Origin of the sequence: Cryptosporangium minutisporangium, from assembly GCF_039536245.1 — a bacterium.
In the GTDB taxonomy this organism is placed as follows: domain Bacteria; phylum Actinomycetota; class Actinomycetes; order Mycobacteriales; family Cryptosporangiaceae; genus Cryptosporangium; species Cryptosporangium minutisporangium.
Genome location: NZ_BAAAYN010000061.1, coordinates 1 through 25,997 on the forward strand (window position 1 = coordinate 1; position 25,997 = coordinate 25,997).

General features: G+C 72.9%; 27 protein-coding genes. 13 read left to right on the forward strand and 14 right to left on the reverse strand.

Features of this window, described 5'->3' with window-relative positions; genetic code table 11:
• Positions 1–124 precede the first annotated feature (124 nt).
• Positions 125–595, reverse strand: coding sequence for a MarR family winged helix-turn-helix transcriptional regulator (locus ABEB28_RS37455; RefSeq protein ID WP_345733041.1), 471 nt, complete (start codon positions 593–595; stop codon positions 125–127).
• Between the two features lie 98 nt (positions 596–693).
• Between ABEB28_RS37455 and ABEB28_RS37460 the strand changes: the two genes are divergently transcribed.
• Positions 694–951 carry a hypothetical protein gene (locus tag ABEB28_RS37460; protein WP_345733042.1) on the forward strand — a complete coding sequence of 86 codons (258 nt, stop codon included), beginning with the start codon at positions 694–696 and terminating at the stop codon, positions 949–951.
• Between the two features lie 17 nt (positions 952–968).
• On the opposite strand, the gene ABEB28_RS37465 is transcribed toward ABEB28_RS37460, so the two are convergent.
• The gene (locus ABEB28_RS37465; RefSeq protein ID WP_345733043.1) at positions 969–2,360 is read right to left on the reverse strand and encodes an MFS transporter; all 1,392 of its coding nucleotides are present in this window, start codon (positions 2,358–2,360) and stop codon (positions 969–971) included.
• Positions 2,361–2,473: 113 nt separating this feature from the next.
• On the opposite strand from ABEB28_RS37465, the gene ABEB28_RS37470 reads away from it, so the two are divergent.
• The 5 genes from ABEB28_RS37470 (at position 2,474) to ABEB28_RS37490 (ending at position 8,273) form a co-directional block, all read left to right on the forward strand.
• The gene (locus ABEB28_RS37470; RefSeq protein ID WP_345733044.1) at positions 2,474–2,998 is read left to right on the forward strand and encodes a winged helix-turn-helix transcriptional regulator; all 525 of its coding nucleotides are present in this window, start codon (positions 2,474–2,476) and stop codon (positions 2,996–2,998) included.
• A gap of 87 nt (positions 2,999–3,085) precedes the next feature.
• Positions 3,086–4,639, forward strand: a complete 1,554-nt coding sequence (locus ABEB28_RS37475) for a carboxyl transferase domain-containing protein (RefSeq protein WP_345733045.1) — start codon at positions 3,086–3,088, stop codon at positions 4,637–4,639.
• Positions 4,640–4,641: 2 nt separating this feature from the next.
• A complete protein-coding gene (locus tag ABEB28_RS37480) occupies positions 4,642–6,675 on the forward strand; it encodes an ATP-binding protein (RefSeq protein WP_345733046.1) in 2,034 nt (677 codons plus the stop codon).
• A complete protein-coding gene (locus ABEB28_RS37485) occupies positions 6,672–7,487 on the forward strand; it encodes an HpcH/HpaI aldolase/citrate lyase family protein (protein WP_345733047.1) in 816 nt (271 codons plus the stop codon). The genes ABEB28_RS37480 and ABEB28_RS37485 overlap by 4 nt, the downstream gene beginning before the upstream one ends.
• Before the next feature lie 39 nt (positions 7,488–7,526).
• Entirely contained in the window at positions 7,527–8,273 is a 747-nt protein-coding gene (locus ABEB28_RS37490) for an SDR family oxidoreductase (protein ID WP_345733048.1), read from the forward strand.
• Here the strand turns inward: ABEB28_RS37490 and ABEB28_RS37495 are convergent.
• Positions 8,263–8,925: a response regulator transcription factor gene (locus tag ABEB28_RS37495; RefSeq protein ID WP_345733049.1), complete on the reverse strand. Its 663-nt coding sequence runs from the start codon at positions 8,923–8,925 to the stop codon at positions 8,263–8,265. The two genes, ABEB28_RS37490 and ABEB28_RS37495, sit on opposite strands and share 11 nt — an antisense overlap.
• On the reverse strand, positions 8,922–10,052 hold the full coding sequence (locus ABEB28_RS37500; protein WP_345733050.1) for a sensor histidine kinase: 1,131 nt from the start codon (positions 10,050–10,052) through the stop codon (positions 8,922–8,924). The genes ABEB28_RS37495 and ABEB28_RS37500 overlap by 4 nt, the downstream gene beginning before the upstream one ends.
• A gap of 102 nt (positions 10,053–10,154) precedes the next feature.
• On the opposite strand from ABEB28_RS37500, the gene ABEB28_RS37505 reads away from it, so the two are divergent.
• Positions 10,155–10,946 carry a CPBP family intramembrane glutamic endopeptidase gene (locus tag ABEB28_RS37505; protein ID WP_345733051.1) on the forward strand — a complete coding sequence of 264 codons (792 nt, stop codon included), beginning with the start codon at positions 10,155–10,157 and terminating at the stop codon, positions 10,944–10,946.
• A 61-nt stretch (positions 10,947–11,007) separates the two neighbouring features.
• Here ABEB28_RS37505 and ABEB28_RS37510 read toward each other — a convergent pair whose 3' ends face one another.
• Complete coding sequence (locus ABEB28_RS37510) at positions 11,008–11,355, reverse strand: hypothetical protein (RefSeq protein WP_345733052.1); 348 nt, start codon at positions 11,353–11,355, stop codon at positions 11,008–11,010.
• 208 nt (positions 11,356–11,563) lie between these two features.
• Between ABEB28_RS37510 and ABEB28_RS37515 the strand changes: the two genes are divergently transcribed.
• On the forward strand, positions 11,564–11,896 hold the full coding sequence (locus tag ABEB28_RS37515; RefSeq protein WP_345733053.1) for a methyl-accepting chemotaxis protein: 333 nt from the start codon (positions 11,564–11,566) through the stop codon (positions 11,894–11,896).
• An 18-nt stretch (positions 11,897–11,914) separates the two neighbouring features.
• On the opposite strand, the gene ABEB28_RS37520 is transcribed toward ABEB28_RS37515, so the two are convergent.
• Complete coding sequence (locus ABEB28_RS37520) at positions 11,915–12,469, reverse strand: hypothetical protein (protein WP_345733054.1); 555 nt, start codon at positions 12,467–12,469, stop codon at positions 11,915–11,917.
• A 69-nt stretch (positions 12,470–12,538) separates the two neighbouring features.
• Between ABEB28_RS37520 and ABEB28_RS37525 the strand changes: the two genes are divergently transcribed.
• The gene (locus tag ABEB28_RS37525) at positions 12,539–12,964 is read left to right on the forward strand and encodes a MarR family winged helix-turn-helix transcriptional regulator (protein ID WP_345733055.1); all 426 of its coding nucleotides are present in this window, start codon (positions 12,539–12,541) and stop codon (positions 12,962–12,964) included.
• Here ABEB28_RS37525 and ABEB28_RS37530 read toward each other — a convergent pair.
• A complete protein-coding gene (locus tag ABEB28_RS37530; RefSeq protein ID WP_345733056.1) occupies positions 12,961–13,737 on the reverse strand; it encodes a neutral zinc metallopeptidase in 777 nt (258 codons plus the stop codon). The two genes, ABEB28_RS37525 and ABEB28_RS37530, sit on opposite strands and share 4 nt — an antisense overlap.
• A gap of 223 nt (positions 13,738–13,960) precedes the next feature.
• Here ABEB28_RS37530 and ABEB28_RS37535 point away from each other — a divergent pair, with 223 nt between their 5' ends.
• Both ABEB28_RS37535 and ABEB28_RS37540 read left to right on the forward strand, forming a co-directional pair.
• Positions 13,961–15,535, forward strand: coding sequence for a histidine kinase N-terminal 7TM domain-containing diguanylate cyclase (locus ABEB28_RS37535; RefSeq protein WP_345733057.1), 1,575 nt, complete (start codon positions 13,961–13,963; stop codon positions 15,533–15,535).
• A gap of 32 nt (positions 15,536–15,567) precedes the next feature.
• Complete coding sequence (locus ABEB28_RS37540; protein WP_345733058.1) at positions 15,568–15,942, forward strand: hypothetical protein; 375 nt, start codon at positions 15,568–15,570, stop codon at positions 15,940–15,942.
• On the opposite strand, the gene ABEB28_RS37545 is transcribed toward ABEB28_RS37540, so the two are convergent.
• Positions 15,933–19,175: an ATP-binding protein gene (locus tag ABEB28_RS37545; protein ID WP_345733059.1), complete on the reverse strand. Its 3,243-nt coding sequence runs from the start codon at positions 19,173–19,175 to the stop codon at positions 15,933–15,935. The two genes, ABEB28_RS37540 and ABEB28_RS37545, sit on opposite strands and share 10 nt — an antisense overlap.
• A gap of 90 nt (positions 19,176–19,265) precedes the next feature.
• On the opposite strand from ABEB28_RS37545, the gene ABEB28_RS37550 reads away from it, so the two are divergent.
• The gene (locus ABEB28_RS37550; protein ID WP_345733060.1) at positions 19,266–20,138 is read left to right on the forward strand and encodes an alpha/beta fold hydrolase; all 873 of its coding nucleotides are present in this window, start codon (positions 19,266–19,268) and stop codon (positions 20,136–20,138) included.
• A 56-nt stretch (positions 20,139–20,194) separates the two neighbouring features.
• Here the strand turns inward: ABEB28_RS37550 and ABEB28_RS37555 are convergent, their stop codons facing one another.
• Positions 20,195–20,782, reverse strand: coding sequence for a TetR/AcrR family transcriptional regulator (locus tag ABEB28_RS37555; protein WP_345733061.1), 588 nt, complete (start codon positions 20,780–20,782; stop codon positions 20,195–20,197).
• Between the two features lie 83 nt (positions 20,783–20,865).
• Here ABEB28_RS37555 and ABEB28_RS37560 point away from each other — a divergent pair, with 83 nt between their 5' ends.
• Entirely contained in the window at positions 20,866–22,011 is a 1,146-nt protein-coding gene (locus ABEB28_RS37560; RefSeq protein ID WP_345733062.1) for an acyl-CoA dehydrogenase family protein, read from the forward strand.
• 3 nt (positions 22,012–22,014) lie between these two features.
• Here ABEB28_RS37560 and ABEB28_RS37565 read toward each other — a convergent pair whose 3' ends face one another.
• The 5 genes from ABEB28_RS37565 to ABEB28_RS37585 all read right to left on the reverse strand — a co-directional run bounded on the left by ABEB28_RS37565 (position 22,015) and on the right by ABEB28_RS37585 (position 25,938).
• Positions 22,015–22,293, reverse strand: coding sequence for a DUF2277 domain-containing protein (locus ABEB28_RS37565; protein WP_345733063.1), 279 nt, complete (start codon positions 22,291–22,293; stop codon positions 22,015–22,017).
• Between the two features lie 105 nt (positions 22,294–22,398).
• On the reverse strand, positions 22,399–23,016 hold the full coding sequence (locus ABEB28_RS37570; protein ID WP_345733064.1) for a response regulator: 618 nt from the start codon (positions 23,014–23,016) through the stop codon (positions 22,399–22,401).
• On the reverse strand, positions 23,013–24,287 hold the full coding sequence (locus ABEB28_RS37575) for a sensor histidine kinase (protein WP_345733065.1): 1,275 nt from the start codon (positions 24,285–24,287) through the stop codon (positions 23,013–23,015). Before ABEB28_RS37575 ends, ABEB28_RS37570 begins: the two co-directional genes overlap by 4 nt.
• Positions 24,284–25,105 carry an ABC transporter permease gene (locus tag ABEB28_RS37580; protein WP_345733066.1) on the reverse strand — a complete coding sequence of 274 codons (822 nt, stop codon included), beginning with the start codon at positions 25,103–25,105 and terminating at the stop codon, positions 24,284–24,286. Before ABEB28_RS37580 ends, ABEB28_RS37575 begins: the two co-directional genes overlap by 4 nt.
• Positions 25,102–25,938: an ABC transporter ATP-binding protein gene (locus tag ABEB28_RS37585; protein WP_345733067.1), complete on the reverse strand. Its 837-nt coding sequence runs from the start codon at positions 25,936–25,938 to the stop codon at positions 25,102–25,104. Before ABEB28_RS37585 ends, ABEB28_RS37580 begins: the two co-directional genes overlap by 4 nt.
• Positions 25,939–25,997: the final 59 nt, after the last annotated feature.

A 25,997-nucleotide genomic window follows, 5' to 3' on the forward strand; every position in this document is an offset into this window, starting at 1 on the left:
GCGGACGCCGCGGCTGGGCCGGCCGCCGTCGCGTCGCCGAACGCCGAGCAGCCGGCCCCCGAGGTGCCGAGCTGCTCCAGCGGCACCCCCTGCTGAGCCGCGTCTCGGCGGGGCCGCGCGCGGGTCAGGCCGGGCCGGCGGACCGGGCGGCGGCGATGACGCGGGTCAGGGACGCGTGGAGTTGCTCCAGCTCGGAGAGCTCCATACCGAGACGCGCGACCACGGCCGGGGGAATCCGCTCGGCCTGCGCCCGCAGCGCCGCCCCGGCCTCGGTCAACGTGACCGCCAGCTGACGTTCGTCCCGCTGGTCCCGCTCGCGGCGGATCAGACCGGCCGCCTCCAGACGCTTGAGCAGCGGAGAGAGCGTTCCCGGATCGAGCTGGAGGACCTCGCTGAGCTCGCGGCCCGAGCGGGGGGCCTGCTCCCAGAGCGCGAGCATGACGAGGTACTGCGGATGGGTCAGGCCCAGCGGCTCCAGCAACGGCCGGTAGACCGCGATGACGCTCCGCGACGCGACCGCCAGCGCGAAGCACACCTGACGATCCAGCGCGAGCAGGTCCTCCGCGCGTACGACGTCGGAGTCGGGGGCACCCATGGCCCGAATCCTGCCACAGAGTTCTAACGCACACCAACCTTTGGTACACCAATAGTTGGCGTACAGTGGGACGTACCAGACCACTCGAGGAGGCAGCGGTGAACAGGTCGGACGAGGCAGCGCAGCCCACCCCTACCGCGAAGCCGGCACCCGCCGCCGCTCCGGCGCCGAGCACGGACGCCGGCCCGAGCGCGGACCCCGGCCCGAAGCCCAAGCGGCGACGCGGCGAGTGGCTGTTCCAGATCTTCGGCCCGCCGACCGTGTCCGGCGCGGTCCAGGGCCACAGCCCGGAGGCGCGGGCAGCGTGGAAGCGCCGGGTCGAGCAGGAGCGTGCGGCCCGCCGGCGCAAGCCCTGACGGACCCGCGTCGCACCTCAGGCGAGCACCGGGACGCGGGCGCGGGCGGTCAGCGGGGCGAGGGCGAGCGCGGCGATCGCGCAGAGCACGATGCCCACCACGAGCGCCTCCGCCGCGTCGGTGGGCGCGAGCGACGCGGTCACCGCGACGCCGAGCGCTGACCCGACGTACCGGGCGGTGTTGTTCGCCCCCGACCCCATCGCGCTGCGCTCCGGCGGCACCGTGCCCACCGCGAGCCTCGGCAGCGTCGCGTTGATCAACCCGCCGCCAAGACCGGCGACGATCATGCCGGGGAACAGCCAGCCCCACGCGTGGCCCACGGCCGGCAGCGCGAGGGCACACCCCACCGCAGAGAGCAGGAAACCGAGGCCCAGCTCAACGCCGCCGTGCACGCTCGACCGCATCCGCCGCGCGGCGAGCCCGACCAGGAACATCGTGAACGCCCAGGCGAACGCCAGCACCGCGGTCTGGGTGGCGGTCCAGCCGCTGCCGCGCTGCAACGTGGTCGGCAGGAACGTCATCGGGCCGATCACCGCGACCCCGGTACTCGCCGCGCCGAGCGTCGCGAGCAGGAACGGCAGGCGCCGGAACAGCCCCAGGTCGAGCATCGGCTCCCGGGCCCGCAGCTCGCGCAGCGCGAACAGCCCGAACAGCGCCAGGGCCAGAACGATCGGCAGCAGCGTGGGCGCCCGGAGCCACCCGGTGCGGCCGTTCGTCGCTCCGACCAGCAGGGCCGCCAGAGCGGCGGCGAGCAGCACCACCCCGGCCACGTCCAGCCGGCGAGCCTGCGCCGCGCGCGACTCCCGCAACACCGGCCGGGCCACGGCCGCGAGCACCAGCGCGACGAGTGCCGCGACCCAGTAGAACGTCCGCCAGCTGCCGACGTGGTCACCGGCGATGGCGAGCAACGGTCCGGCGGCGATCCCGAGCCCGATCATCGACCCCCAGGTCGCGGCCGCCCGGATCCGGTGCGGCCCGACCGGGAACGCGTGCGCGACCAGCCCGAGGCCGGCGGCGAGGATCGCGGCGCCGGCGATGCCCTGCACCACCCGGGCACCGACGAACACCCAGGCGGACGACGCGAGCGCGCTCGCCGCCATGCCCAGCCCGAGCCCCACCACGCCACCGAGGAACACCCGACGCCGCCCGTAGTCGTCGGCGACGCTGCCCGCGGAGAGCAGCAGCACGGCGAGCCCGAACGTGATGCCGTTGAGGATCCAGACCTGCGCGGTCGCCGACGCGTGCAGCGCGGTGGTGAGCGTCGGGAGCACGGCGGCCGGCGCCGTGTAGTCGGCGAGGGTCACCAGCGTCGCCGCGCTCACCACCCCGAGCACCAGCTGTTCACGGCGGCCCGGCGGCGGCGCCTCCGCCGTCGGCGACGGCACGGACGCTCCCATGGCTGTGGCCACGACGACCCCTCCTCCAGATGGTTCACGGCCGACCCTACAGGAGTCAGTTCAATGAACGAACCTATTTGACGAGCAGAGTTCGGTGAACGAACCAACCCGCTAGACTCCCCGGCGTGGGACTAGGCAAGGACTACGCCGGACAGAACTGCACGTTCGCGCGGACGCTGGAGATCCTCGGCGAGCGCTGGACGTTGCTCGTCGTCCGCGACGCGTTCTATGGCGTCCGGCGGTTCGGGGACTTCCTCGTCCACCTCGACATCCCCCGGGCGGTGCTCTCCGACCGGCTGGAGACCCTGGTGCGCGCGGGCGTCCTCGCGCGGCGGCGTTACCAGGACTCGCCGCCCCGCGACGAGTACGTGCTGACCGACGCCGGCGTCGAATTGTGGCCGGCGCTGTTCCAGCTGACCTCGTGGGGCGCCCGGCACCTGGCCATCGGCCCGTGGCCCCGGACCTTCCGGCACGTCGGCTGCGGCGGCACGATCACCGGGCCGGCCATGTGCCGCGACTGCGGCAAGCTCGTCGACCCCGCGGACACCCAGATCGAACCCGGTCCCGGCGCGGAGTTCACCCGCACCGACCGGGTCAGCGTCGCGCTCCGCCAGCCGCATCGCCTGCTGCAACCGCTGCCGCTGACGTAGCACCGTGGACACCTCGCCCGGTAACCGTTACGGTATCTCAGTTAGTGGCGATTAACTGAATTCCCCGGACGCAGCGAGGCGCACCCGATGACGGCACCCGCAGTAGACGCAACCCTTGCGGCCCACGAGGCACTCGTCGCCGACCTGCGGGCACGGCTCGCCGCCACCGCCGTCGGCGGTCCGGAGCGGGCCCGCGTCCGCCACGTCGAACGCGGCAAGTTGCTCCCCCGCGACCGGGTCGACACGCTGCTCGACCCCGGCAGCCCGTTCCTGGAGCTCTCGGCGCTGGCGGCGAACGGCCTGTACGACGACGAGTCGCCGGGCGCCGGGCTGATCACCGGCATCGGGCGAGTCTCCGGCCGGGAGTGCGTGATCGTGGCCAACGACGCCACGGTCAAAGGCGGCACGTACTACCCGATGACCGTGAAGAAGCACCTCCGCGCCCAGGAGGTCGCGCTCCACAACCACCTGCCGTGCGTCTACCTCGTCGACTCCGGCGGAGCGTTCCTCCCGCGGCAGGACGAGGTCTTCCCCGACCGCGAGCATTTCGGCCGGATCTTCTTCAACCAGGCGCAGCTCTCGGGCAAAGGCATCGCGCAGATCGCCGCCGTGCTCGGCTCCTGCACGGCCGGCGGCGCCTACGTGCCGGCGATGGCCGACGAGACCGTGATCGTCCGCAACCAGGGCACGATCTTCCTCGGCGGGCCCCCGCTCGTGAAGGCCGCGACCGGCGAGGTGGTCAGCGCGGAGGACCTGGGCGGCGGCGACCTGCACGCCAAGACGTCCGGCGTCGTCGACCACCTCGCCGAGGACGACACCGACGCGCTGCGCATCGTCCGCAACATCGTGTCGACCCTCGCGCCGAAACAACCCCCACCGTGGGAGCGCAGAGCGACGCGCCCGGCGAAGGACCAGCAGACGCTCTACGACCTCGTTCCGACCGACCCCCGCACGCCCTACGACGTCCACCCGGTCGTCGAGACGCTCGTCGACGGCGGAGAGTTCTCCGAGTTCAAGGCCGGTTACGGGCCCACGCTGGTCACCGGCTTCGCTCACCTGCACGGACACCCGGTCGGCATCATCGCGAACAACGGCGTGCTGTTCGGCGAGTCCGCGCTCAAGGGCGCCCACTTCATCGAACTCTGCGACCAGCGCGGCATTCCGCTGGTGTTCCTCCAGAACATCACCGGGTTCATGGTGGGCCGCGAGTACGAGGCAGGCGGGATCGCCAAGCACGGCGCGAAGATGGTCACCGCCGTGGCCTGCGCACGAGTGCCCAAGCTGACGGTCGTGATCGGCGGCTCGTTCGGCGCCGGGAACTACGCGATGTGCGGCCGGGCCTACGCACCCCGGTTCCTGTTCATGTGGCCCAACGCCCGGATCTCGGTGATGGGCGGCGAACAGGCCGCCGCGGTGCTCGCCACGGTGCGCGGCTCGATGACACCCGAGGAAGAGGACGCGTTCAAAGCGCCGATCCGGGCCCAGTACGAGAGCCAGGGCAACCCGTACTACTCCACCGCCCGGCTCTGGGACGACGGCGTCATCGACCCCGCCCGGACCCGCGACGTCCTCGGCCTGGCGCTCGGCGCCTGCGCCCAGGCGCCGCTGGAGCCGGTCTCCTACGGCATCTTCCGGATGTGAGCATGTTCCGCACCGTCCTCGTGGCAAACCGCGGCGAGATCGCCGTCCGCGTGATCCGGACACTGCGCCGGCTCGGCGTGCGGTCGGTGGCCGTCTACAGCGATGTGGACGCCGACGCGCGCCACGTCGTCGAGGCCGATACCGCGGTGGCGCTGGGGCCGCCCCGGGCCTACCTGGACATCGAGCGGGTAGTGGCGGCCGCACGGGCGACCGGCGCCGACGCCGTCCACCCCGGCTACGGCTTCCTCTCCGAGAACGCGCAGTTCGCCGCCGCGCTCGCCGACGCCGGGATCGCCTTCCTCGGGCCGCCGGTCCGCGCTCTGGAGGTGATGGGCGACAAGATCGCGGCGAAGAACGCGGTCGCGGCGTACGGCGTCCCGGTCACCCCTGGCCTCGCCCGGCCCGGGCTCTCCGACGACGAGCTGGTCGCCGCCGCAGACGACGTCGGCTACCCGGTCCTGATCAAGCCGTCGGCCGGTGGGGGCGGCAAGGGCATGCACCGCGTCGACGACCCGGCCGCCCTTCGCGGCGCGCTGGCGACCGCCCGCCGGGAGGCCGCCGCGAGCTTCGGCGACGACACGCTGTTCCTGGAGCGGTTCGTCTCCCGCCCCCGCCACATCGAGGTGCAGGTCCTCGCCGACCGCTACGGCACGATCGTGCACCTCGGTGAACGCGAGTGCAGCCTGCAGCGCCGCCACCAGAAGGTGATCGAGGAGGCGCCCTCGCCGCTCCTGGACGCCGACACCCGGGCGCGGATCGGGGCCGCCGCGGTCGCCACCGCGCGCAGCGTCGACTACGTGGGTGTGGGCACGGTCGAGTTCCTGGTCTCCGCGGAGCGGCCGGACGAGTTCTTCTTCATGGAGATGAACACCCGGCTGCAGGTCGAGCACCCGGTCACCGAGGAGGTCACCGGCCTGGACCTCGTCGAGTGGCAGCTCCGGGTCGCCGCCGGCGAGAAGCTGCCGTTCGCGCAGGACGACGTCGTGCTCACCGGCCACGCGATCGAGGCACGCGTCTACGCCGAAGACCCGGGGCTCGGTTTCCTGCCGACCGGTGGACGGGTGCTGGCGCTGACCGAGCCGAGCGGCCCCGGGGTAAGGGTCGACTCCGGGTTGAGACTGCGCACCGTGGTCGGTTCTGATTACGACCCGATGCTGGCCAAGGTCATCGCGTCCGGACCAGATCGCACCACCGCACTCCAGAGGCTCGACGCCGCACTGGCCGGCACCGCGGTCCTGGGCGTGACCACGAACGTCGAGTTCCTCCGCTTCCTGCTCGCCGACCCGGACGTCGTCGCCGGGCGCCTCGACACCGGCCTGCTCGACCGGCGGCTGCCGGACTTCGTGCCCGCCGAGCCCGGCAACGACGTGGTGGTGGCGGCCGCCGTGCGCGCCTGGCTCGCCGCCTGGTCGGCGTCGACCGACGACTTGTGGTCGCAGCCGTCCGGCTGGCGGCTCGGCGAGCCCGCGGCGACCGTCAGCCGGTGGCGGATCGGCGAGCGCACGGTCGAGGTCCGCCTTCGGGGGACGCCGGACGACGGGACGGTGACGGTGGGAGACACACCGCCGCAGACGTTCGCGGCGTCGCTCGACGGGGACGTGCTGGCGCTGACCCTTTCCGGGGTACGCGTGCACTACCGGGTCGCGATCGAGGCCGGTACCGCGTGGGTGAGCGGGCCCTCCGGCACGGCGGCGCTGCGGGTGCTGGGTCCGCGGCGGGCCCGTCCGGACACCGCGGCCGAAGCGACCGCCGAGCTTCCCAGCCCGATGCCCGGCGCGGTGATCGCCGTGCACGCGGTGGACGGGAAGGCGGTCGCGGCCGGCGCCCCGGTGCTGGTCGTCGAGGCGATGAAGATGGAGCACACGCTCACCGCGCCGGGCGACGGCATCCTCCGGCTGGCGGTGGCGCTCGGCGACCGGGTGAGCGTCGGCCAGATCCTGGCGACGATCGAGCCGGCCGAGGTAGAGCCGGCTGGGCGGCCACCGTCCGACGGTGCGGCCGTGCCGGACGTCGAGATGAAGGAGAGCAACCGATGACCGCGTGGACTCCCCCGGGACCGGCGTGGCTGTTCTGTCCGGCCGACAGGCCGGACCGCTACGCGAAGGCCGAGGCACTCGCGGACGTCGTGATCCTGGACCTGGAGGACGCGGTCGCCGCGGCCGACAAGGACGCCGCCCGGGACGCGCTGGCGGCGACGCCGCTCGACCCGGAGCGCACGCTGGTCCGGATCAACGCCGGCACTGCGACCGACTACGCGGGGGGGACGGCGGATCTGCGCGCGCTGGAGCGGACGCCGTACACGCGGGTGATGCTGCCGAAGGCGGAGACCGCCGCCGAGGTGCTCGCGCTGCGGCCGTACCAGGTGGTCGTGTTGATCGAGTCGCCGCGCGGGGCACTGGCCGCCGCCGAACTGGCCGCTGCGGAGAACACGATCGGTGTGATGTGGGGTCCGGAGGATCTGATCGCGGGGCTGGGCGGCAGCTCGGCCCGGCATGCCGACGGCCGGTTCCGCGACGTACCCCGGCACGTCCGGTCGTCGACGCTGCTCGCCGCGAAGGCGTTCGGACGGTTCGCGCTGGACACCGTCCACCTGAACATCGCCGATCTGGAGGGCCTGCGACTCGCCGCCGAGGACGCCGTGGCGCAGGGCTTCGACGGCGGCGTGGCCATTCACCCGACGCAGGTCCCGGTGATCCGTGCCGCGTTCGCCCCGCCGGAGGCACAGGTCGACTGGGCTCGCCGCGTACTCGCCGCGGCCCAGGTCGAGCGTGGGGTGTTCCGGTTCGAAGGCCGGATGGTCGACGGACCCGTGCTGCGGCACGCGGAGGCGCTGCTGCGTCGGGCGTAACAGCCTGACGCGCTTCGGCCGGCGGCCGTACAGTGCGGCATGGCTTCACGGAGCAACGGGGCACACCTGGACTTCACCGGCCGGACCGTGCTGGTCACCGGCGGCACCAAGGGGATCGGACGGGTCATCGCCGAGACGTTCGGCAAAGCCGGCGCCGACGTGGTGGTCTGCGCGCGGAGCGAGCCGGCGCAGCCGCCGCCGGGGGTGTTCGTCCAGACCGACGTCCGGGACCCGGCGGCGTGCCGCGCGCTGGTCGCCGCGGCCGCCGACCGGTTCGGACGGCTGGACGTCCTGGTCAACAACGCCGGTGGTTCTCCCGACGCGGACGCGACCACGGTCTCCCCGCGGTTCGTCGAGAAGATCGTCGCGCTCAACCTGCTCGCGCCGTTCTACGTGGCCCAGGCCGCGAACGAGGTGATGCAGGGGCAGGAGAGCGGCGGCTCGATCGTCAACATCGGCAGCGTCTCGGGCATCGACCCGCAGCCCGGCACCGCCGCGTACTCGGCCGCGAAGGCCGGATTACGGACGCTCACCCAGGCGCTGGCGCTGGAGTGGGGACCGGCCGTGCGCGTCAACCACATCACGGCCGGGCTGATTCGGACCGAGACCACCGACTACACCGAGCAGACCGCGAGCCTGATCCCGCTGGGCCGGTTGGCGACCCCCGAGGACGTCGCCAACGCGTGCACGTACCTCGCCAGCGACCTCGCCGGTTACGTGACCGGCGCCGACCTGGCCGTCCACGGCGGCGGCGAAGTCCCGGCCCGCTTCGTCGTCAATCCCTGACCCGAGCGGTCACCAGGCCGGTCTCGTACGCGGTGACGACCAACTGTGCCCGATCGCGGCAGTGCAACTTCATCAGCAGGCGCCCGATGTGCGTCTTGACCGTCGCCGGGCTGACGAACAGCCGGGCGCCGATCTCGTCGTTGGACAAGCCACCCGCCACCAGGCCGAGCACCTCGGTCTCCCGCTCGGTGAGGACGTCGAGCGCGGCCGGTGGTGGCGCCGACGGCGCGGGACGGCGCACGTAGGACTCGATCAGTTGGCGGGTGACGCTCGGCGCCAGCAGCGCCTCCCCCGCCGCGACGATCCGGATACCGGCCAGCAGCTGTGTCGGTGGAGTGTCCTTGAGCAGGAAGCCGCTGGCGCCGGCCCGCAGGGCGCCGAACACGTACTCGTCCAGGTCGAACGTGGTGAGGATGAGGATCTTCGTGTCCGGCACGGTACTCAGGATCGCCGCCGTCGCCTCCAGCCCGTCCATCACCGGCATCCGGATGTCCATCAGGACGACGTCCGGCGTGCTGGCGCGGGCCAGCTCCACGGCGTCCGCGCCGTTCGCCGCCGACCCCACCACCTCCACGCCGTCGTCGACCTCGATCAGTGCTTCGAAACCGGCGCGGACGAGCTCCTGGTCGTCGACGACGAGGACGCGGATCATGTGCTCACTCTCCCGAACGGCAGTACGGCGGACACCCGGAACCCTCCGTCCGGGCACGGACCTGCGTCCAGCGAGCCACCGAACACCGCGACCCGCTCCCGCATCCCGATCAGGCCGTGCCCCGTACCCGGAACCTGCGGTGTTCCGGCCACTGGACCGGGGTCGGTGACCTCGATCCGGACGTGATCCGGCGCTGCGGTGACCCGGAGCGTCGCCGACGGCCCGCCGTGCTTGAGGACGTTGGTCAAGCTCTCCTGCACGATGCGGTACGCCGAGAGGTCGACGCCCGGCGGGATCGCGCCGACGTCCCCGCTTACCTGGATCGTCACCGCGAGCCCTGCGTACTGCGCGACCAGGCCGTCCAGCTCGCCCAGGCCCGGGGACGGTGCGAGCGCGGCGCCCGGCTCGTTCGGCTGGCGCAGCACCCCCAGCAGCCGTCGCATCTCGACCAGCGCCGACCGGGACGTCGCCTCGATCGCGCCCAGCGCCTGACGAGCCAGGTCGGGGCGCCGCTCGATGACGTGGTGCGCGACGCCCGCCTGCACCGCGACGACGCTCATCGAGTGGGCGACGACGTCGTGCAGCTCCCGGGCGATCCGCATCCGCTCCTCGGTCACCGCCTGCCGGGCCCGCTCCTCGCGCTCGGCCTCGAGCCGCCGGGCCCGGTCCTCCAGGGCGGCCCACCGGGCGCGACGGGCCCGGACGTACTCGCCGCCGAGCCACGCGACGGTGACCACCAACACTGTGGTGAACCAGGTGCTGCCGTTCACCACGGTCTCCGGCTGCACGGCCAGCGCGGCCGACAGGACGACGAGCCCCACCACGTACGTCAGCCACGCCCGCGGCCGCTCGACGTGCAGCGCGTACGCGAACACCAGCACGAACATCGCGTAACCCGGGTAGCCGGCGTATTGGCGGGCGGAGTAGGCCAGTAAGCCGACCGCGGTCACCGCGAGGACGACGGTCGGAGCCCGACGGTGCAGCGCGTACGGCACCGTGAACGCGGCCGCGAGCAGGTAGGCGAGCGGGTCGGTGGAGGCCGCGCCGGGCTCCACCCGCGCGGTCAGCTCCACCGCGATCACGCCCAGCATCACCAGCGCGACGGCGGCATCAAGAAAGCGCGGCATGCGGACGACCGTAGGCAGCCACCCGGTGCGGGCGCATCAGACTCCCGGTGTACGCCGCTGCTCCGACGCGGAAGCCCTCGGGCTGACCGCACCGTCGAGAGCATGACGATTCTCGCCTCCCCTCCCCGGGTTCGCCGCCCGCTCCTACTGTTCGTGGTGACCGTGATCGCGGTCACGTGGGCCGTCCAGCTCGCCTTCCTCGCTGTGGGCCTCCCCCTCTTCCCCGCGCTGCTGATCGAGCTGGTCGTGCTGGTGGGCACGGCGGCTGTGCTGACCCGTCGTGCCGACGGCCGGGCCGGCGTGCGGCGCCTGTTCGCGGGCGTGCTGCGGTGGCGGTTCGGAGTGCGGTGGTACGTGCTGGCGCTGGTGGCTCTGCCCGTGCTGACTCTGGGCGTGGCCGTTCTCGCCGGGACGTTCCGGGCTCCGGACGGCTGGGCCGGTGAGCTGGTCCAGTACCTGTTCGTCGCCGTGGTGTTCGGCGCCCTGCTCGGCAACGTCTGGGAGGAGTTGGCCTGGACCGGCTATCTGCAGAGCCGGCTGGCCGATCGGCACGGATGGCTGCTCGGTGCGCTGCTCACCGCGGTGCCGTTCGGGCTGATCCACCTCCCGATGGCGTTCGAGGAGCACGGCCTCACCGGCACCGGCGTCGGCGAGGTGGCGATCGCCTGGGGTGCGCTGGTCGCGGTCGCGCCGTTCTTCCGGGTGTTGCTGGGTGTCGCTTACGAGCGGACCGGCCGCAGCGTGCTCGCCGTCGGGCTGCTCCACGGCAGCTTCAACGCCAGCGGCGCGACCGCGCTCGCCGGCGGAGGCTGGGAGTACCTCGTCGCGGCCGGCGTCCTCGCGATCGCGGTGGCGGGCTGGGCGGTGGCCGACCGACGCCGCGTCCGCACGTGACCCCGGCGAACAACGACGCGGCGGCCATCTGGATCGGGACGGCCGCCGCGTCGGGCCGTGCTCACCGGGCGGGGGCGCCGACGACTGCGGGGGCGAGCCGGTGGGGCATCGCCGCGCAGGCGCACTCGGGCACCGTGTAACGGGTCCGGACGAGTTCGACGCCACCGAACGTCACCGCGGCCTCGTAGACGTGGAAGCCACAGAACTCGTCCGTGGTCAGGTAGCGGGTCACCAGGTCGGCGTGCGCAGGCGGACGGCCGTCGGTGGTGCGGACCTCCAGTTCCCGGAGCCCGCACTGGTGGACGGCGGCCAGGGCAGCGGGGAGCTGGTCGGCGGCGACCACCCATCGCGGCTGCTGGTCATCCCGAGAGCACAGGCCTTCATACAGCAAGAAGACGACGTCTGGCATGGCTACCTTCTTCGCTCGGTGCGGTTCGGCGGCTCCCGGTGCCCCTCTGCCGTACACGCAGCGCGACGCTTCCCTGTTCAGTCGCGGTCGCAGTCATCGAGTCTCTTTGGCCCCGGCAGACCCATCCGTGACGTAGGCAACATCCGCTCAGGGTCGACGCCGTTCGGCCGACGGGACACCTCGGTCGGACGGATGAAGGGGTGGGCCGGTGCAGACGAACGACACGGCAGGCGACGCGGTGCGCGAATCGGCGGTGGCGATGCGTGCGCTGGTGGAGGCGAGCGCCGACATCGAGGCGTTCGTGACGCTGCTCAGCGGCGTCGCCGAACAGACCAAGTTGCTCGCGCTCAACGCCTCGGTCGAAGCCGCCCGCGCCGGGGAGGCCGGACGCGGGTTCGCGATCGTCGCGACCGAGGTGAAGGAGCTGGCGAACCGGACAGCGGAGGGAAGCGCGTCGATCCGGCGCTGCGTCGACGCGCTCCGCGAGCGGGGACGCGAGGCGGAGGCGGCGCTGAGCCGCCTCGCCGCCAGCTCTCCCTGACGTTTTCCAGCGGTCGCTTCACCGGCGACCGGCGGGGACGCCGGGAACCACGGTGGCGGACTCGGTGCCGTGCGCGACGATCAACGTGCGGGCGATACCGGCCATCCACAGCACGGTGAACGCGATGACCGTCGGGTTCTTCACCGCGACCAGCGTCGCGGCGACCGCGTCCCGATGCGTCTCCGGCACCCAGAGCGCGACCGCGGCATTCGGCAGGACGTCGCACACGACGAACGCGGCAGCGAGCACGACCAGCTGAAAGTAGAACGCGCCGCGCCGGGCGTCGATCGCCGCGCCCAGCCGCCGCAGCGCCGCGCGTCCGCCGAGACCGTGGCCGACGGCCAACTCCCGAGCCAGGAGCCGGACCACGAGCAGCACCAGCAGCAGCCGGACGCCGGTCACCAGCACCTCGCTGCCGATCGCGACAGCGGCCGGCACGTCGTACCGCACCACCAGGTACCGCTGCACGCTCGGCACCAGCGACAGCCCGAGGACGAGCGGTACGTGCCGACCGTAGAACCGCGCCGCCCAGTCTGCGGCAGCTTTGCTGAGCGACCACCCTGCTGCGATCATCGTCCGCTCCTCTCATATACTCCACGAGAGTGAACTATTCACGATGATGAAGCAAGGGCGGGACGGCAAGTGCGTGACTACGGCTGGGAGCTGAGCACCGCCGTGGTGCTGTTCCACGAGGCGATCGCCCGGCGGCTGGGCCTGTCCGCGGCGGAACACAAGGCGCTGGGCGCGATCGTCCGCTCCGGACCCCTGCCGACCGGCGCACTCGCCCCCGAACTGGGGGTGGGCATCACGGCGGTCACCGGCATCGTCGACCGGCTGGTGCGCGCCGGGTACGTGCGGCGCGAGCCGGATCCGGCCGACCGCCGACGGGTCCTGCTCTACGCCGAGACCGGCGCGATGCCCGATCTCGGCGCGATCTTCGCGGACCTCGGACAGGCGATGGCCGCGTTCACGTCGAAGTACGACGAGCGGGAGATGGCCGTGGTGGTCGACTACCTCGACAACACGATCCGGGTCCTGCGCGAACAGACCGCCAAGCTGGTGGACTAGAGCGCCATGCCGTTGGCGCTGTCGAGGTGGCACTGCTCGATCGAACCGCGGTAACCACGGGCGAACGCGGAGAGGCGCTGATCCATCGAGCCGTGGGCGTCCGGGGCGAGCCAGGTGACGATCGCGTCGCTGCCCTGCGCCCGGTCCCCGAGCGACCGCACGCCGCGCGTCAACTCGTCGAGGTCACCGTCCTCCAGCTCGAGCACGCCGGACCGGACCGAATCACCGACGAACGCGCCGGAAAGGCAGTCGGCCTGTAACTCGTACGTGATGCTGACCAGCCGGTTCGCCCGCACGCGCTCCTGAATGGCGTGGCCGTACTCGTGGGCGACGAGGAAGTACACGAACGAGTCGCCGATCTGCTGGTAACTCTGCCGCACCCAGTTGACGTCGTACCCGATGCTGTCGTCGGCCGGGCAGTAGAACGCGTTCTGCGTCGGCTGGGCTTGTCCGGCGCAGGTCAGCTCGCCGTCCTTCGTGTAGGGCCGGACCGCGGCGACCGGACGGAAGTCGTGCCCGCCGGCGGAGAACTTGCCGTCCCAGTAGTCGGCGACCAGCCGGAACGCCGCCTCGACCTCGACGTCGAACTCGCTGTTCGGCGAGGCGGTACTCGCGGTACTCGCGGCGTTCGCGGGGACGCCGGACGCGGCGGTTCGCGGCGCGGACGGTGCCGCCGGGTCCTGATCGGACGCGGTGCACCCGGCCACCGCCAGCAGCGCCACCGCGCCCGCCAGTGCCATCGTCCGGCGACCGATCCCGACCATCCCGCGCATCCGTCCGTCCTTCCGGTCGTATCCCGTGTGGTCAGCCGACTGAACCACGGGGCCCGGAGAATCGGTGTCACAGCGACTACAGATAGGAGCGCAGGTACGCGACATCCGTCACGACGCCGGGCGTCCCGGTCTTAAGAACTCGCATAGAGTACGTACGTTCGTTCGTTGAGTTAGCTAGGGTTGTTCCCTTCGTGCGCGGCGAGGCTGAGGGGAGGCCGGAGTCATGTGGGGTGTCGCCCTCACGATCGTCTTCTCCATCGCCGCCGCAGTCGCGCTCCTCACCGCCACCGTCGCCTACCGGCTCCGCCGGGTGGTCCCAGCCGGGACCGCGCTGTTCCTGATCGCGATCGGCATCACCTGCTGGTCGGTGACTGCGGCGGTGACCGCGGACCTGAGCGACCCGACGTTCGTTCCGGCGCTCGCATCGATCGGCGTATTCGGACAGTGCTTGATCGTGCTGGGCTACCTCGGCCTCGCCGAAGTCGTCACCGGCCGGCCGTGGCACCCCCGACTGCGCGCACGGCTCCTGCTCGCGGTCGAACCCACGCTGGTCCTGGCCATGCTGCTGACCGAGCCCTGGCACCACGCCTTCTTCGACGGCGTGGTCCGGTCACCGCACGGCACCTGGCAGGTCGGAATCGGCCCCGGGTACGTGCTGCACATCGTCTACAGCTACGCGATCACGATGATCGGGGCGTACCGCGGGCTGCTGTTCGCCCGCCACCGGTCGGCGTTCAGCCGCCGCGCTCGCCGATGGCTCGCCGCGATCGTGACGCCGCCGCTGGTCGCGAACGTCGTCGCGTTGACCGTGCTGCACGACATCGACGTCACGTTGATCGGCACGACGCTCAGCACGGTCATCGCCTACGGTGCGCTGACCCGGCGATCGCTGGAGCTGCTCCCGGTGGCCCGGGCCCAGCTGGTCGATACGCTCACCGACGGCGTGGTCGTGGTGGACCGCAACGGCAACATCGCGGACGTCAATGCGCCCGGCAGACGGATGATCCTGGGCACGGCACCGTGGATCGTCGACCCGATCGGCGTCGAGCTGGACTCGATCGATCCGACGTTCCCCGCGCTGGAGGAGACCGACACCCACTTCATCTTCGTCTCCGAACCGCTGGGGCTGGACCTCGAGATCCGTTCCCGGGTCATCCGCGACCGGCACGGCGTGCTCGCCGGGTGGGTGCTGGTCGCCCGGGACGTCACCGAGTTCCGGGCGCAGCGGCGTGCGCTGGAGGCCGCGAACGCGCAGCTCCGAGCGCAGATCGCGACGAACGAGCGGCTCCGCGCCGACCTCGCCGAGCAGGCGATCCGGGACGCGCTGACCGGCCTGCACAACCGGCGGCACCTGATGACCGTCCTCGCCGAGGCGGAGCGCGCGGAGTCCGGGCCGCTGAGCGTCGCGCTCATCGACGTCGACCACTTCAAGCGGGTCAACGACGAGTACGGGCACGCCGCCGGCGACCGGGTTCTGGTCGCGGTCGCCCGGTTGCTCGCCGACGGTGTGCGCTCCACGGACGTACTGGCCCGCTACGGCGGTGAGGAGTTCGTGCTCTTGATGCCCGGTTTGTCGGCCGAGGAGGCACAGGAACAGGTGAACCGGCTGCGACGGCTGGTGGCGAGCACGCCGATCGAGGTCGCCGGGCAGGCGGTCACGGTGAGCTTCAGCGCCGGCCTGGCGTCCGGCTCCGGCCCGGTGGACGCGGACGCGCTGCTCGAGGCCGCCGACCACGCGCTCTACGCTGCGAAGCGCAACGGCCGGGACCGGGTCGAGCGCGCCGCCTCGGTGGTCTGAGCCCGTGACGGGGCCGGGTACGGTGGAGAGCGGTGGATGAGAACAGAGCACGACGGGTCGTGGACGCGCTCCGCGATCGGGGCGTCGACGCCTTTCCGGCGAAGGTCGGGGTGTACCAGTTCGGCGTCGGCGTGATGCTGTCCGAGGGGCGCCAGGCGATCTGGGACTCCGACAGCACCGCTGGCATCGAGGCGCAGGTGATGCGCAACGGTGTGCTCGTGGGGTTCGTGCCGGTGATCGAGGGCTCCGAGAACTTCGACGAAGAGCAGATCATCGACGCGATCGTGCGCACCGACTACGACCAGCCGATCGCGCGACGGATGACGACCGCGCCGCCGCAGGCCGCGCCGCTCCCCCGTTCCGGAGGCGTGTTCCGCCGCTTCTTCGACGGGTTCCGTTACCGCTGACCGGCGGCGATCGTCGCGGATCGGCGGTAGTGGCTCGCGGCCTCGTCGCGACGCCCGAGCGCGGTGGCGAGGTCTCCGAGGTAACGGGCGACCGGGCCGAGCGTGAGCAGGCCGCTCCCGGCGCCGGCGAGCTCCCCTTCCGCGGGCAGTAGCGCGTCGTAGAGGCGCTCGGCCGCCGGCCGGTCACCCGCCTCGATCGCGATCAGCGCGTGCAGGCAGGTGCGCGCCTCGTACAGCAGGTCACGCGGCGAGTCCGGGATCTCGCGGAGGTCCGGCGCAGGTGTGGTGACGAACGGGCGACACCACGGGGCGTACGCGCCGAAGTCCGTGTCCGGCGGCAGCGCCGGCCGGCCGCCGTGCTGGACGGAGTGGCAGAGCAGCGCGAACGGCAGGATGCCGCGCTCCAGCCCGGACATGCCGGTCCCGGCCAGCCGCGCAGCAGCAGCCCGGTACCGCGCCTCGGCGTCGACGGTTCGCCGGGTGGCCGAGGCGCGCAGCGCCCGATACCAGTCGGTGAACACGCTCACCAGCGGAGACTGGTACCGCTCCCCCAGTGTGTCGGCGACCCGCGCGTGTTCGTCCGCGGCGGCGAAGTCCGCGAGCGCCGACCGCGCCTGGAGCAGGATCAGGTGGCCGAGGATCTCGAACGTCGCCAGCTCGTGACGCCGGGACAGCTCGACCAGCTCGGTGCCGACCCTGGCCCGCTCCGGCGCCAGGCCCGCGCGTCCGAACGACTGCATGAACGCGGCGTTCAGCGCGAACGCCAGCACCCGCGGGTCGCCCAGTTCGCGGGCGAGCGTCTCGGCCTCGCGGGCCGCCGCGGCGCCCCGGTCCCCGCCCGCGTTGCGCAGCTCCAACGCGAGCGTGGCGAGTAGGCGGCTGCGATCGGCGACGTGGTCGGCGGGCAACGCGGCGAGCGTCCGTTCGGTGACCTCGGCGATGTATCGCGCCAGCGCCGGATCGTCGTGCTCGGTCCAGAGGGCCGGGACGTCGAACGCGCCGATCACCCGTGCGGTCAGGGCCGGGTCGCCGATCTCCTCGGCGAGCGCGATCGCCTCGGCGCGGCGGTGCCGGGCGGGGGCGAGCGCACCGGTCACCGCCAGCGCCCGGACGCTGCCCATGATCAGGTCGAGCCGGGTACGCACGTCGTCGCCGTCGCGCCCGCCCCGGTGGACCGCGGCCCGGTCGAACGCGTCGAGCGCCGCGTCATAGAGCCGGGCCGCCTCCGACGGGTCCGGACGCCGCTCGGCGCGCTCGGCGGCGGCACGCGCGTACCGGGCGGCGCGCGCCGCGGTCTCCGGGCCGTCGGCTAGCAGGAAGTGGTGGGCCAGCGCCGCGACGTCGTCCGGACGGAGCCGTTCGAGGATGTCGGCGGCGGCCGCATGCCAGGCCGCCCGGCGCGAGTGCGAGACGTCGGCGGAGAGCGCGTCCCGCACCAGGGCGTGGGAGAACGCGAACCGGCGCGGGCCACGTTCGACGAGGAGCCCGCCGGCGGTGGCGACGTCGACGGCGTCCAGCACGGTGTGTTCTGCCCCGACCACCGCGCTGAGCAGGTCGAGGTCGACGCCGAGCACCGCCGCGCGCCGGAGGACGTCCGGTGCTGGCTCCGGCAGCGTCGCCACCCGGTACCGGACGACGTCCCGGACGCCCGGGGGCACCGCCGCGAGCCCGTCGGAGCCCGCGGTGGCGTAGAGCCGGGCCAGCTCCCGGACGAAGAACGGGTTGCCGCCGGTCCGGCGGTGGATCGCGGCCGCGGTATCGGCGTCGACGTCCTGGCCGGTCGTGGCGCGGACCAGATCGGGTACCACCTCGAGCGGAAGGCCGCCCAGGTACACCCGGGCCGGCTCGGCCCGGGCCACCCGGCCGAGGACGTCGGCGAGCGGCGGCGAGAGGTCGGTGCTGCGGTAGGTCGTGACGAGCAGCACCGGCGCGGCCAGGGGTTCGGTCACGACGGCCGCGAGCAGCGCGAGCGTCTCGGCGCCCGCCCAGTGCAGGTCCTCCACGACGAGCAGCAGCGGCGCCCGGCGCGCGACCGTGGTCAGGTGCGCACCGACGGCGCGGTGCCAGCGGAACCGGGCGGCGGCCGGGTCACCGCCGGGGGTGGGTGCGTAGGGCGGGTCGGGGACGACCGTGCTGAGCGTCTCGAGGATCCGGTGCCACGGCCAGCCGGCCGGAAGCCCTCGATCGTCGGGGTTGGTGCCCCACGCCGTACTCCAGCCGTCCGCGCCGAGCCTGGCGGTGAGCGCGTCGGCCAGCGCGGTCTTGCCCGCACCGGCCTCACCCGAGATCAGCGCGAGCCGCAGCCGTCCACGCGCGACGACGTCCGCCGCGGCGTCCGCCAGCTGGGTGAGCTCCGCGGCCCGTCCGACCAGCGGCTCCACGGCCGGTTCGACCAGCCGTTCCGCGTGGCCGTGCGAGCGCGGCGGCGCGGGAACGGCCGGGAGGGCGGGTTCGCGCCGCGGTATCTCGGACAGGGAGGGCGCCTGGGCGAGGATGTCGGCTTCGAGTCGACGCAGCTCCGGGCCGGGATCCAGCCCCGACGCCTCGGCCAGCACGCGCCGCACCCGGCGCAGCGCGGCCAGAGCGTCGCCCTGCCGTCCGGCACGGTAGAGGGCGAGCGCGTAGAGCCGCCAGGTGTCCTCGCGCCCGGGGTGGGCGCGCGCATGGGCCTCCAGGTCGGGGATCGCCTCCGCGTCCCGCCCGAGCGTGATCAGCGCCTCGGCCCGGCGGTCGGCCGCCAGCAGCCGAAGCTCCTCCAGCCGGGTCGCCTCGCCGCGGGCCCACCCGTGCGCCTCGAACTCGGCGTACGCCGGGCCCCGCCAGTCGGTGAGCGCGGCGTCGATCCCGGCCAGTGCCTCGGCCACCTGTCCTCGGCCGAGCAGCTCGCCCGACGCGGTCACCGCGTCCTCGAACCGCCACGCGTCCACGTCGTCCGGGGCGGCCCGCAGCGCGTACCCGGAGCCCGCGGTCACCAGCAGGGTCGCCGGCGCCCGGGGTGGCCGGTCGGGTTCGAGCGCCCGGCGCAGCGCCGAGACGAACGTCTGCACCGCACCGGTGGCGCCCTCCGGAGGCGCGCCGTCCCACAGATCGTCCACCAGCCGCTCGGTGGGGACCACCCGGCCGCGGGCCACCAGGAGACGGGCCAGCACCGACCGGTGCCGCGGCCCCTTCAGGTCCACCGGACCGCGGTCGTCCTCGGCCACCAACGGACCCAGGACCCCGAACCGCAGCACGCCCGAAGACTAGCTGCTCAGTCCGTGCTGACCGGCTGCTGAGTGCGGGGGCGCACGGTAGGCACTGTCCGACGAACAGAGAGGCACACCATGCGCATCCCCGGATTCGACTACCAGCGGGTGACCGTCGCCGACGGCGTCGCGCTGAACGTCGCCGTGGCCGGCTCCGGCAGCCCGATCGTGCTACTGCACGGCTTCCCGCAGACCCACCTGATGTGGCGGCACGTCGCCGCTGACCTCGCGGCCGACCACACCGTGCTCCTCCCGGACCTGCGCGGTTACGGCGACAGCGACAAGCCGGCCGAGAGCGGGCCGGACACCTACTCGAAGCGCACGATGGCCGCCGACATCGTCGCGCTGGCCGCCGCGTTCGGCCACGAACGCTTCGCGCTCGCCGGTCACGACCGCGGTGCGCTGGTGGCGATCCGCGCCGGGCTCGACCACCCGGAGACGGTCACCCACCTCGCCTCACTCGACGTGCTCCCGACGCTCGACATGTGGGACGTGCTGCGCGGCGTCAACGCGGCGGTCGGGTACCACCTGTACCTGATGGCGCAGCCGCCCGGCCTGCCCGAGCAGATGATCGGCGCGGTGCCGGACGCGTTCTTCGGCTCGTTCCTCGACGGCTGGGCGCAGAACCCGGACGCGATCCCGGCCGACGTCCGGTCCGAGTACCTGCGCGCGTCCCGTGAGGCGGTGCCCTCGATCGTCGCCGACTACCGGGCCACCGCGACGATCGACGTCGCGCACGACACCGCCGACAAGGAGGCGGGCAACCAGCTGCGGATGCCGGTCGCCGTGCTGCAGCAGGACTGGGGCGCGGCGCTGGGGTACGACGCCGCCGCGGTGTGGCGGGCGTGGGCACCGGACCTGGACCACCGGACGGTGTCCAGCGGCCACTTCATGGCCGAGGAGGCCCCGGCCGACGTCGTGAAGGCGATTCGCACGCTGCTCACCCGCTGATCTGCGGGGCGTGGGTGCGTTCTCGCGACCCCCGGGTCACGAGAACGCACCCACGCTCAGCGGTCCGGCAGCAGCCCGGTCGTGACGAGCGCGGCCAGCTCGGTGTAGGCGTCGGCGTCGGAGAGGCCGGTGGCCGCCGCCACCTGGCGCTGCTGGATCCGCACCATCGTCGACGCGACGACGTCGGCGACGAACCCGGTGTGCACGTCGCGGAACGCACCGGCCGCCACGCCCTCGTCGACGAACGACCGGATCCGGCGGGCTGCCGCCTGGGTGTTGCGCTCGTAGACCTCCGCCGCCGGGGCGAACGCGGCCACGTCGTCGATGAACGCGGCCGACGCCGGGCGCAGCGCCGCGGCGACCGCCGAGAGGTAGGTGGCGATCCGCACGGCCGGATCGGAGACCTCCGCGATCGCCTCCTCGACCGCGGCCGTCGAGGCCCGGAAGAAGTGCACGACGGCCGCCCGGACCAGCTGCTCCTTGCTGCCCGCGAGCGCGTAGAGCGTCCGCTTGGAGCAGTGCAGCCGGGCGGCCAGGTCGTCCAGCGTGAACGCCACGAACCCCTCGGCGAGCAGCAGTTCGACCAGCGCGTCGAGCAGCTCGGTACGCCGGGCGGCGCCGCGACGGACGGGGGCTCGGGTCACGGACGAGCATTGTGCCACCCCGGCTATCGGCTACTACTAACGGTTCTGTAGTACCGTTAGCGGTACCGAACGAGGAGATCACGATGTCCGTCGACCGCTTGCTTCCCAGCCCGGAAGCTGCCGACCTGCTCGACCTCACCCGGGCGATCGCCGACAAGGAGCTCGCGCCGCGGGTGGACGCACACGAGCGCGCGGAGACCTACCCGGAGGGCCTGTTCCGGACGCTCGGCGACGCCGGCCTGCTCGGGCTGCCGTACCCGGAGGAGTTCGGCGGCGGCGGCCAGCCCTACGAGGTGTACCTGCAGGTCCTGGAGGAGCTAGCCGCGCGCTGGGCCGCGGTCGCGGTGGCGACCAGCGTGCACGGGCTCTCCTGCTACCCGCTCGCCACCTACGGAACGCCCGAGCAGCAGGAGCGCTGGCTCCCCGCGTTGCTCGCCGGCGACCTGATCGGTGGCTACAGCCTGTCCGAGCCGCAGGCCGGCTCCGACGCCGCGGCGCTGACCTGCCGCGCGGAGCGGGTCGACGCCGGGTACCGGGTCACCGGCACGAAGGCCTGGATCACCCACGGCGGCAAGGCCGACGCGTACGCGCTGTTCGTCCGCACGGCTCCTGGGTCGAAGGGCATCTCCTGCCTGTTCGCACCGGGTGCGGTCGAGGGGCTCACGTTCGGCAGCCCGGAGCAGAAGATGGGCCTGCATGCGATCCCGACCACCGCCGCGTACTGGGACGGCGCGATCCTCGAGGCGGACCGGTTGATCGGCGCCGAGGGACAGGGTCTGCAGATCGCGTTCAGCGCGCTGGACTCCGGCCGCCTGGGCATCGCCGCCTGCGCGACCGGGCTCGCCCAGGCAGCGCTGGACGCGGCGGTCGACTACGCCAACGAGCGGACGACGTTCGGCCGCAAGATCGCCGACCACCAGGGCCTGGGGTTCCTGCTCGCGGACATGGCCGCCGCGGTCGACTCGGCCCGGGCGACCTACCTGGACGCCGCCCGCCGCCGCGACGCGGGCCGCCCGTACTCGCGCCAGGCGAGCGTCGCGAAGCTGATCGCCACCGATGCGGCGATGAAGGTGACCACCGACGCCGTGCAGGTGCTCGGCGGGTACGGCTACACCCGCGACTTCCCGGTCGAGCGGTACATGCGCGAAGCCAAGATCATGCAGATCTTCGAGGGCACGAACCAGATCCAGCGGCTGGTGATCAGCCGCGGCCTGGCGCACTCGGCGTAACGCTCAGCTCTCGAACGGGGTCAGGCCGAGGCGCTGACGGACCGCCGGGCGGCGCAGCGGCGGCACCGTGGCCGGCTCGCCCCGACGCGGCGGCAGACCGGCCAGCAGCGCCCGAGTGATCGCGGCGATCTCCTGCACCGCCTCCTCCATCGCCGGGGCGACGCTCGGATTCGGCTTACCGATACCGGTGACCTTGCGGATGAACTGAGCGGCTGCCGCGGTGATCTCGTCCTCGGTGGCGGGCGGCTGGAGGCCGCGCAGCTCGGTGATGTTTCGGCACATACCCCGACGGTAGGCCGTCCCTCCGACAGAACACACCGTGTTCCGGCTACTCGGAGCGAGCCACCCGGCGCGGGAACCGGCCCGACGCAGGGGTCGCACGGCCGGTCAGAGGAGACCGCGAGCCATCGCGGTGGTCACGGCCGCCGTGCGGTCGGAGACGTCGAGCTTCGTGAACGTCCGCAGCAGGTGCGTCTTCACCGTCGCCTCGCTGATGTGCAGCCGCCGCCCGATCTCAGCGTTCGTGTGGCCCTGCGCGACCAGGCCCAGCACCTCGATCTCGCGCGCGGAGAGCTGCTGCTGTGCCGGGTTGCGCACCTGCCGCACCAGCCGCCCGGCCACCGACGGCGCGAGCACGGTCTCTCCCCGGCTGGCCGCCCGGACCGCCGCGGTCAACTCCGCCCGCGAGGCGTCCTTGAGCAGGTAACCGGCGGCTCCGGCGTCGACGGCGCGCAGGATGTCGGCGTCCGTGTCGTAGGTGGTGAGCACGACGACGTGCGTCGTCCGCACCTCGGCGCGGATCCGGCCGGTCGCGGTCGCGCCGTCCCCGCCCGGCATCCGCAGGTCCATCAAGACGACGTCCGGCCGCAGCGCGCGCACCATCACCACCGCCTCCGGCCCCGATCCGGCCTCCCCCACCACCTCCAGGTCGGGCTCGGCGGCGAGCATGCCGCGCAGGCCGTCCCGGACCACCGGGTGGTCGTCGACGAGCAGCACCGTGATCATCGGGGTAACTCGCAGGTCACGGTGGTGCCCGCACCCGGAGCGGAGCGGACGCTCAGCACGCCGCCGAGCTGCTCCACCCGGGCCCGCATGCCCGGTAAGCCGAACCCGGACGGGTGCGCGGCCGGGTCGAACCCGACACCGTCGTCGTCGACGGTCAGGGTCACCACGTCCGCATGCGCGCACAGGTCGACGGTGACGGACGAGGCCGAGGCGTGCTTCCGGACGTTGGTCAGCGACTCCTGGACCGCCCGGACCAGGACGACCTGCGCCCGGGTGGGCAGGTCGGCAGGGACGCCGTCCACCGCGCAGCTCGTCTCCACCCCGGTCTCCTCCGCCAGCCGTGTCACCTGCTTGCGCACCACCTCGGCGAGGGTCCCGGCGCCCAGGTCGGCCGGCGCCAGCACGGTGACCATCGCCCTGGCCTCGGCGAGGTTCTCACGGGCGGTCCGCACGGCCAGCGCCAGGTGCCGGTCGGCGGCGGGCCGGTCGGCGTCCAGCTCCGACTCCGCCGCCTGGACGAGCGTCACGATGCTGGTGAAGCCCTGGGCGAGCGTGTCGTGGATCTCGGCGGCGAGCCGGGTCCGCTCGGCCGCGGCGCCGGCCTCGTGGGAGAGCGCCGTGACCTCGGCCCGGCGGGCCTCCAGTTCGTCGATGAGCTGGGCCCGCTCGGCGCTCTGCTTGCTGATGTTGACGAGCGAGACCCCGATGAGCACGGTGAACGCGAGTCCGAGCGCCGCGAGCGCGAGGTCCGGCCCGAGTTGGTCGAGCGACCGCTCCTGCAGTGCGTGCACCGGGACCGGGGTCAGGTTGAACACGGTGACCGCCACGAGCGACGTCCGCAGTCGCAGGCAGAGGAACGCGATCGGGCAGACCGCGAACAGCGCGAACGAGGCGAGCCCGTCCGCGGTGACCGCGGCCGCGAACAGCACGGCGACCGCCGTCACGTAGCCGATCGCCGCCGGGGTGTCCGGCTCGCGGTCGAGATCGTCGTCCCGCGCGAGCCGGCGACCGATCAGCCCCCAGCTCAGCGCAATCAACGCGAGGCAGGTCACCGACACCACCCGGTGAGCCGTGTCCGCCTCGTCGTCGGCGTAGACCAGCACGCTCAGACCGAGCAGGCACACGGTCAGGTAGGCGTCCCAGGACCCCAGCCACCGCCGCGACGCCGCAGCCGCGGTGGCCACTGTGGCCGCTGCGGCGCTGCCCGCCGGACCGGCCGTGGGGGCCGGTCCGGCGGGCGGGGCTACGGTCGGGGTGGCGGTCGGCGTCACCGGGTCCGCCGGTCGGTCCAGCGGAACGTCGCCAGCGCCAGTACCAGCCCGGCGACGCACCAGGCGCCGAGTACCAGCGCGATCCGGCCGTGCTCCCACTGCCCCGCCCCCTCCTGCGCTGCCAAGCCGTCCGGCAGGAACACCGACCGGAACCCCTGGCCCATCCACTTCACCGGGAAGATCGAGGCCACCTTCACCATCGCATCCGGCAGCGAGGCGATGTCGACGAAGACGCCGGAGACGAACATCAGCCCGATCACCGGCAGGTTGAGCACCGCCGCCGCGCTCTTCGCCGACCGGGCCACCGCACTCGCCGCGACACCGAACAGTGTGCAGGCGACCACCGACAAGGCGAACAGCCAGCCGAACGTCAGCCAGCGACCGGCGTCCTGCGGTAACGGCAGGTCGAACAGCAGGGCGCCGACGCCGAGCAGCAGCGCGATCTCGGCCAGCGTGGTGACCAGGACCAGGACGATCTTGCCGATCAGGTACGCCCCGGCGGTGGCCGGCGTCCCGTGCAGCCGCTTGAGCGTGCCGTCTTCGCGGTCGGTGACGATGCCGGTGCCGACGTTGAGGAACGCGGTCGAGAGGATGCCGTAGGCGATCATGCTCGCGGCGAAGATCTGCGAGACGCTCACGTCCGGGAATCCGGCCAGCGGCTCGTCGAAGATGAAGCCGAGCATCACCAGGATGAACGCGGGCAGCGTGAACGTGAAGATCACCGCGTCGCGCTCCCGGAAGAACTGCTTGATCTCGAGGGAGCCACGGGAGAGGCCGAGTCGCAGGGTCGACGGCAGCGGGGCGGTCACGGTGGTCATCGGGCCTCTCCGATCAGGTCGAGGTAGACGTCTTCGAGGCTGCGACGTTCGATCCGCAGCTCGCTCAGGCTCGGGTCGTCGCGGCGGCTGAGCGAGGCCACCAGCGCGGTCGGGTCGATGGTGGTCAGCCGGTGCGGACCGTCCGAGTCGCGCCAGGTCACCGTGGACTCGCCGGAGCGCCCGCCGATGTCCTGCGGTGTTCCCTCGGCGACGATGCGCCCGCCGACCAGGACCGCGAGCCGACCGGCCAGCGCCTCGACCTCGTCCAGGTAGTGGCTGGTCAGGATGATCGTCGTGCCGCCGTCGGCGAGGCTGCGGATCAGCGTCCAGAACTGCCGCCTGGCTTCCGGGTCGAAGCCGGTGGTGGGCTCGTCGAGGAAGAGGAGTTCGGGGTCCCCGACGATGCCGAGCGCCACGTCGACGCGGCGACGCTGACCTCCGGAGAGCGTGCGCAGCTTCGCACCGGCTTTCTCCGCCAGGCCGCACTGGGCGATCACCGCGTCCGGGTCGCGCGGCGCCGGGTAGTAGCCGGCGACGTGCCGGACGAGTTCGCGGACGGTCAGCTCGGGGGCGTCGGCGGTGCTCTGCAGCACGATGCCCAGGCGTGCTCGCCAGCGGCGGCCGGCCGCACCGGGGTCGTCGCCCAGGACGTGGACCGTGCCGCTGTCCCGGCGCCGGTGGCCCTCCAGGATCTCCACGGTCGTGGTCTTTCCGGCGCCGTTCGGGCCGAGTAGCCCGAACACCTCGCCGCGCTCGACCCGCAGGTCGATGCCGTCGACGGCGGTGTGCCCGCCATAGGACTTACGGAGTTGGGTTACCTCGATGACTGCCATGTATCGAGCGTCCCGTCGCGCGCGCCGCCCAGGGACGACCACCGGACTGAACCTGGCTG

What these genes read in the sequence shown, in the direction of transcription:
- ABEB28_RS37495 (WP_345733049.1), bottom strand. Translation starts at nt 8,925, where the DNA reads ATGATCCGCGTCCTCGTCGTCGACGACCAGGAGCTCGTCCGCGCCGGT.
- ABEB28_RS37520 (WP_345733054.1), bottom strand. Translation starts at nt 12,469, where the DNA reads ATGATCGCAGCAGGGTGGTCGCTCAGCAAAGCTGCCGCAGACTGGGCG.
- ABEB28_RS37580 (WP_345733066.1), bottom strand. Translation starts at nt 25,105, where the DNA reads ATGACCACCGTGACCGCCCCGCTGCCGTCGACCCTGCGACTCGGCCTC.
- ABEB28_RS37560 (WP_345733062.1), top strand. Translation starts at nt 20,866, where the DNA reads ATGTCCGTCGACCGCTTGCTTCCCAGCCCGGAAGCTGCCGACCTGCTC.
- ABEB28_RS37510 (WP_345733052.1), bottom strand. Translation starts at nt 11,355, where the DNA reads ATGCCAGACGTCGTCTTCTTGCTGTATGAAGGCCTGTGCTCTCGGGAT.
- ABEB28_RS37475 (WP_345733045.1), top strand. Translation starts at nt 3,086, where the DNA reads ATGACGGCACCCGCAGTAGACGCAACCCTTGCGGCCCACGAGGCACTC.
- ABEB28_RS37505 (WP_345733051.1), top strand. Translation starts at nt 10,155, where the DNA reads ATGACGATTCTCGCCTCCCCTCCCCGGGTTCGCCGCCCGCTCCTACTG.
- ABEB28_RS37455 (WP_345733041.1), bottom strand. Translation starts at nt 595, where the DNA reads ATGGGTGCCCCCGACTCCGACGTCGTACGCGCGGAGGACCTGCTCGCG.
- ABEB28_RS37500 (WP_345733050.1), bottom strand. Translation starts at nt 10,052, where the DNA reads ATGCCGCGCTTTCTTGATGCCGCCGTCGCGCTGGTGATGCTGGGCGTG.
- ABEB28_RS37535 (WP_345733057.1), top strand. Translation starts at nt 13,961, where the DNA reads ATGTGGGGTGTCGCCCTCACGATCGTCTTCTCCATCGCCGCCGCAGTC.
- ABEB28_RS37570 (WP_345733064.1), bottom strand. Translation starts at nt 23,016, where the DNA reads ATGATCACGGTGCTGCTCGTCGACGACCACCCGGTGGTCCGGGACGGC.
- ABEB28_RS37490 (WP_345733048.1), top strand. Translation starts at nt 7,527, where the DNA reads ATGGCTTCACGGAGCAACGGGGCACACCTGGACTTCACCGGCCGGACC.
- ABEB28_RS37585 (WP_345733067.1), bottom strand. Translation starts at nt 25,938, where the DNA reads ATGGCAGTCATCGAGGTAACCCAACTCCGTAAGTCCTATGGCGGGCAC.
- ABEB28_RS37565 (WP_345733063.1), bottom strand. Translation starts at nt 22,293, where the DNA reads ATGTGCCGAAACATCACCGAGCTGCGCGGCCTCCAGCCGCCCGCCACC.
- ABEB28_RS37530 (WP_345733056.1), bottom strand. Translation starts at nt 13,737, where the DNA reads ATGCGCGGGATGGTCGGGATCGGTCGCCGGACGATGGCACTGGCGGGC.
- ABEB28_RS37550 (WP_345733060.1), top strand. Translation starts at nt 19,266, where the DNA reads ATGCGCATCCCCGGATTCGACTACCAGCGGGTGACCGTCGCCGACGGC.
- ABEB28_RS37480 (WP_345733046.1), top strand. Translation starts at nt 4,642, where the DNA reads ATGTTCCGCACCGTCCTCGTGGCAAACCGCGGCGAGATCGCCGTCCGC.
- ABEB28_RS37485 (WP_345733047.1), top strand. Translation starts at nt 6,672, where the DNA reads ATGACCGCGTGGACTCCCCCGGGACCGGCGTGGCTGTTCTGTCCGGCC.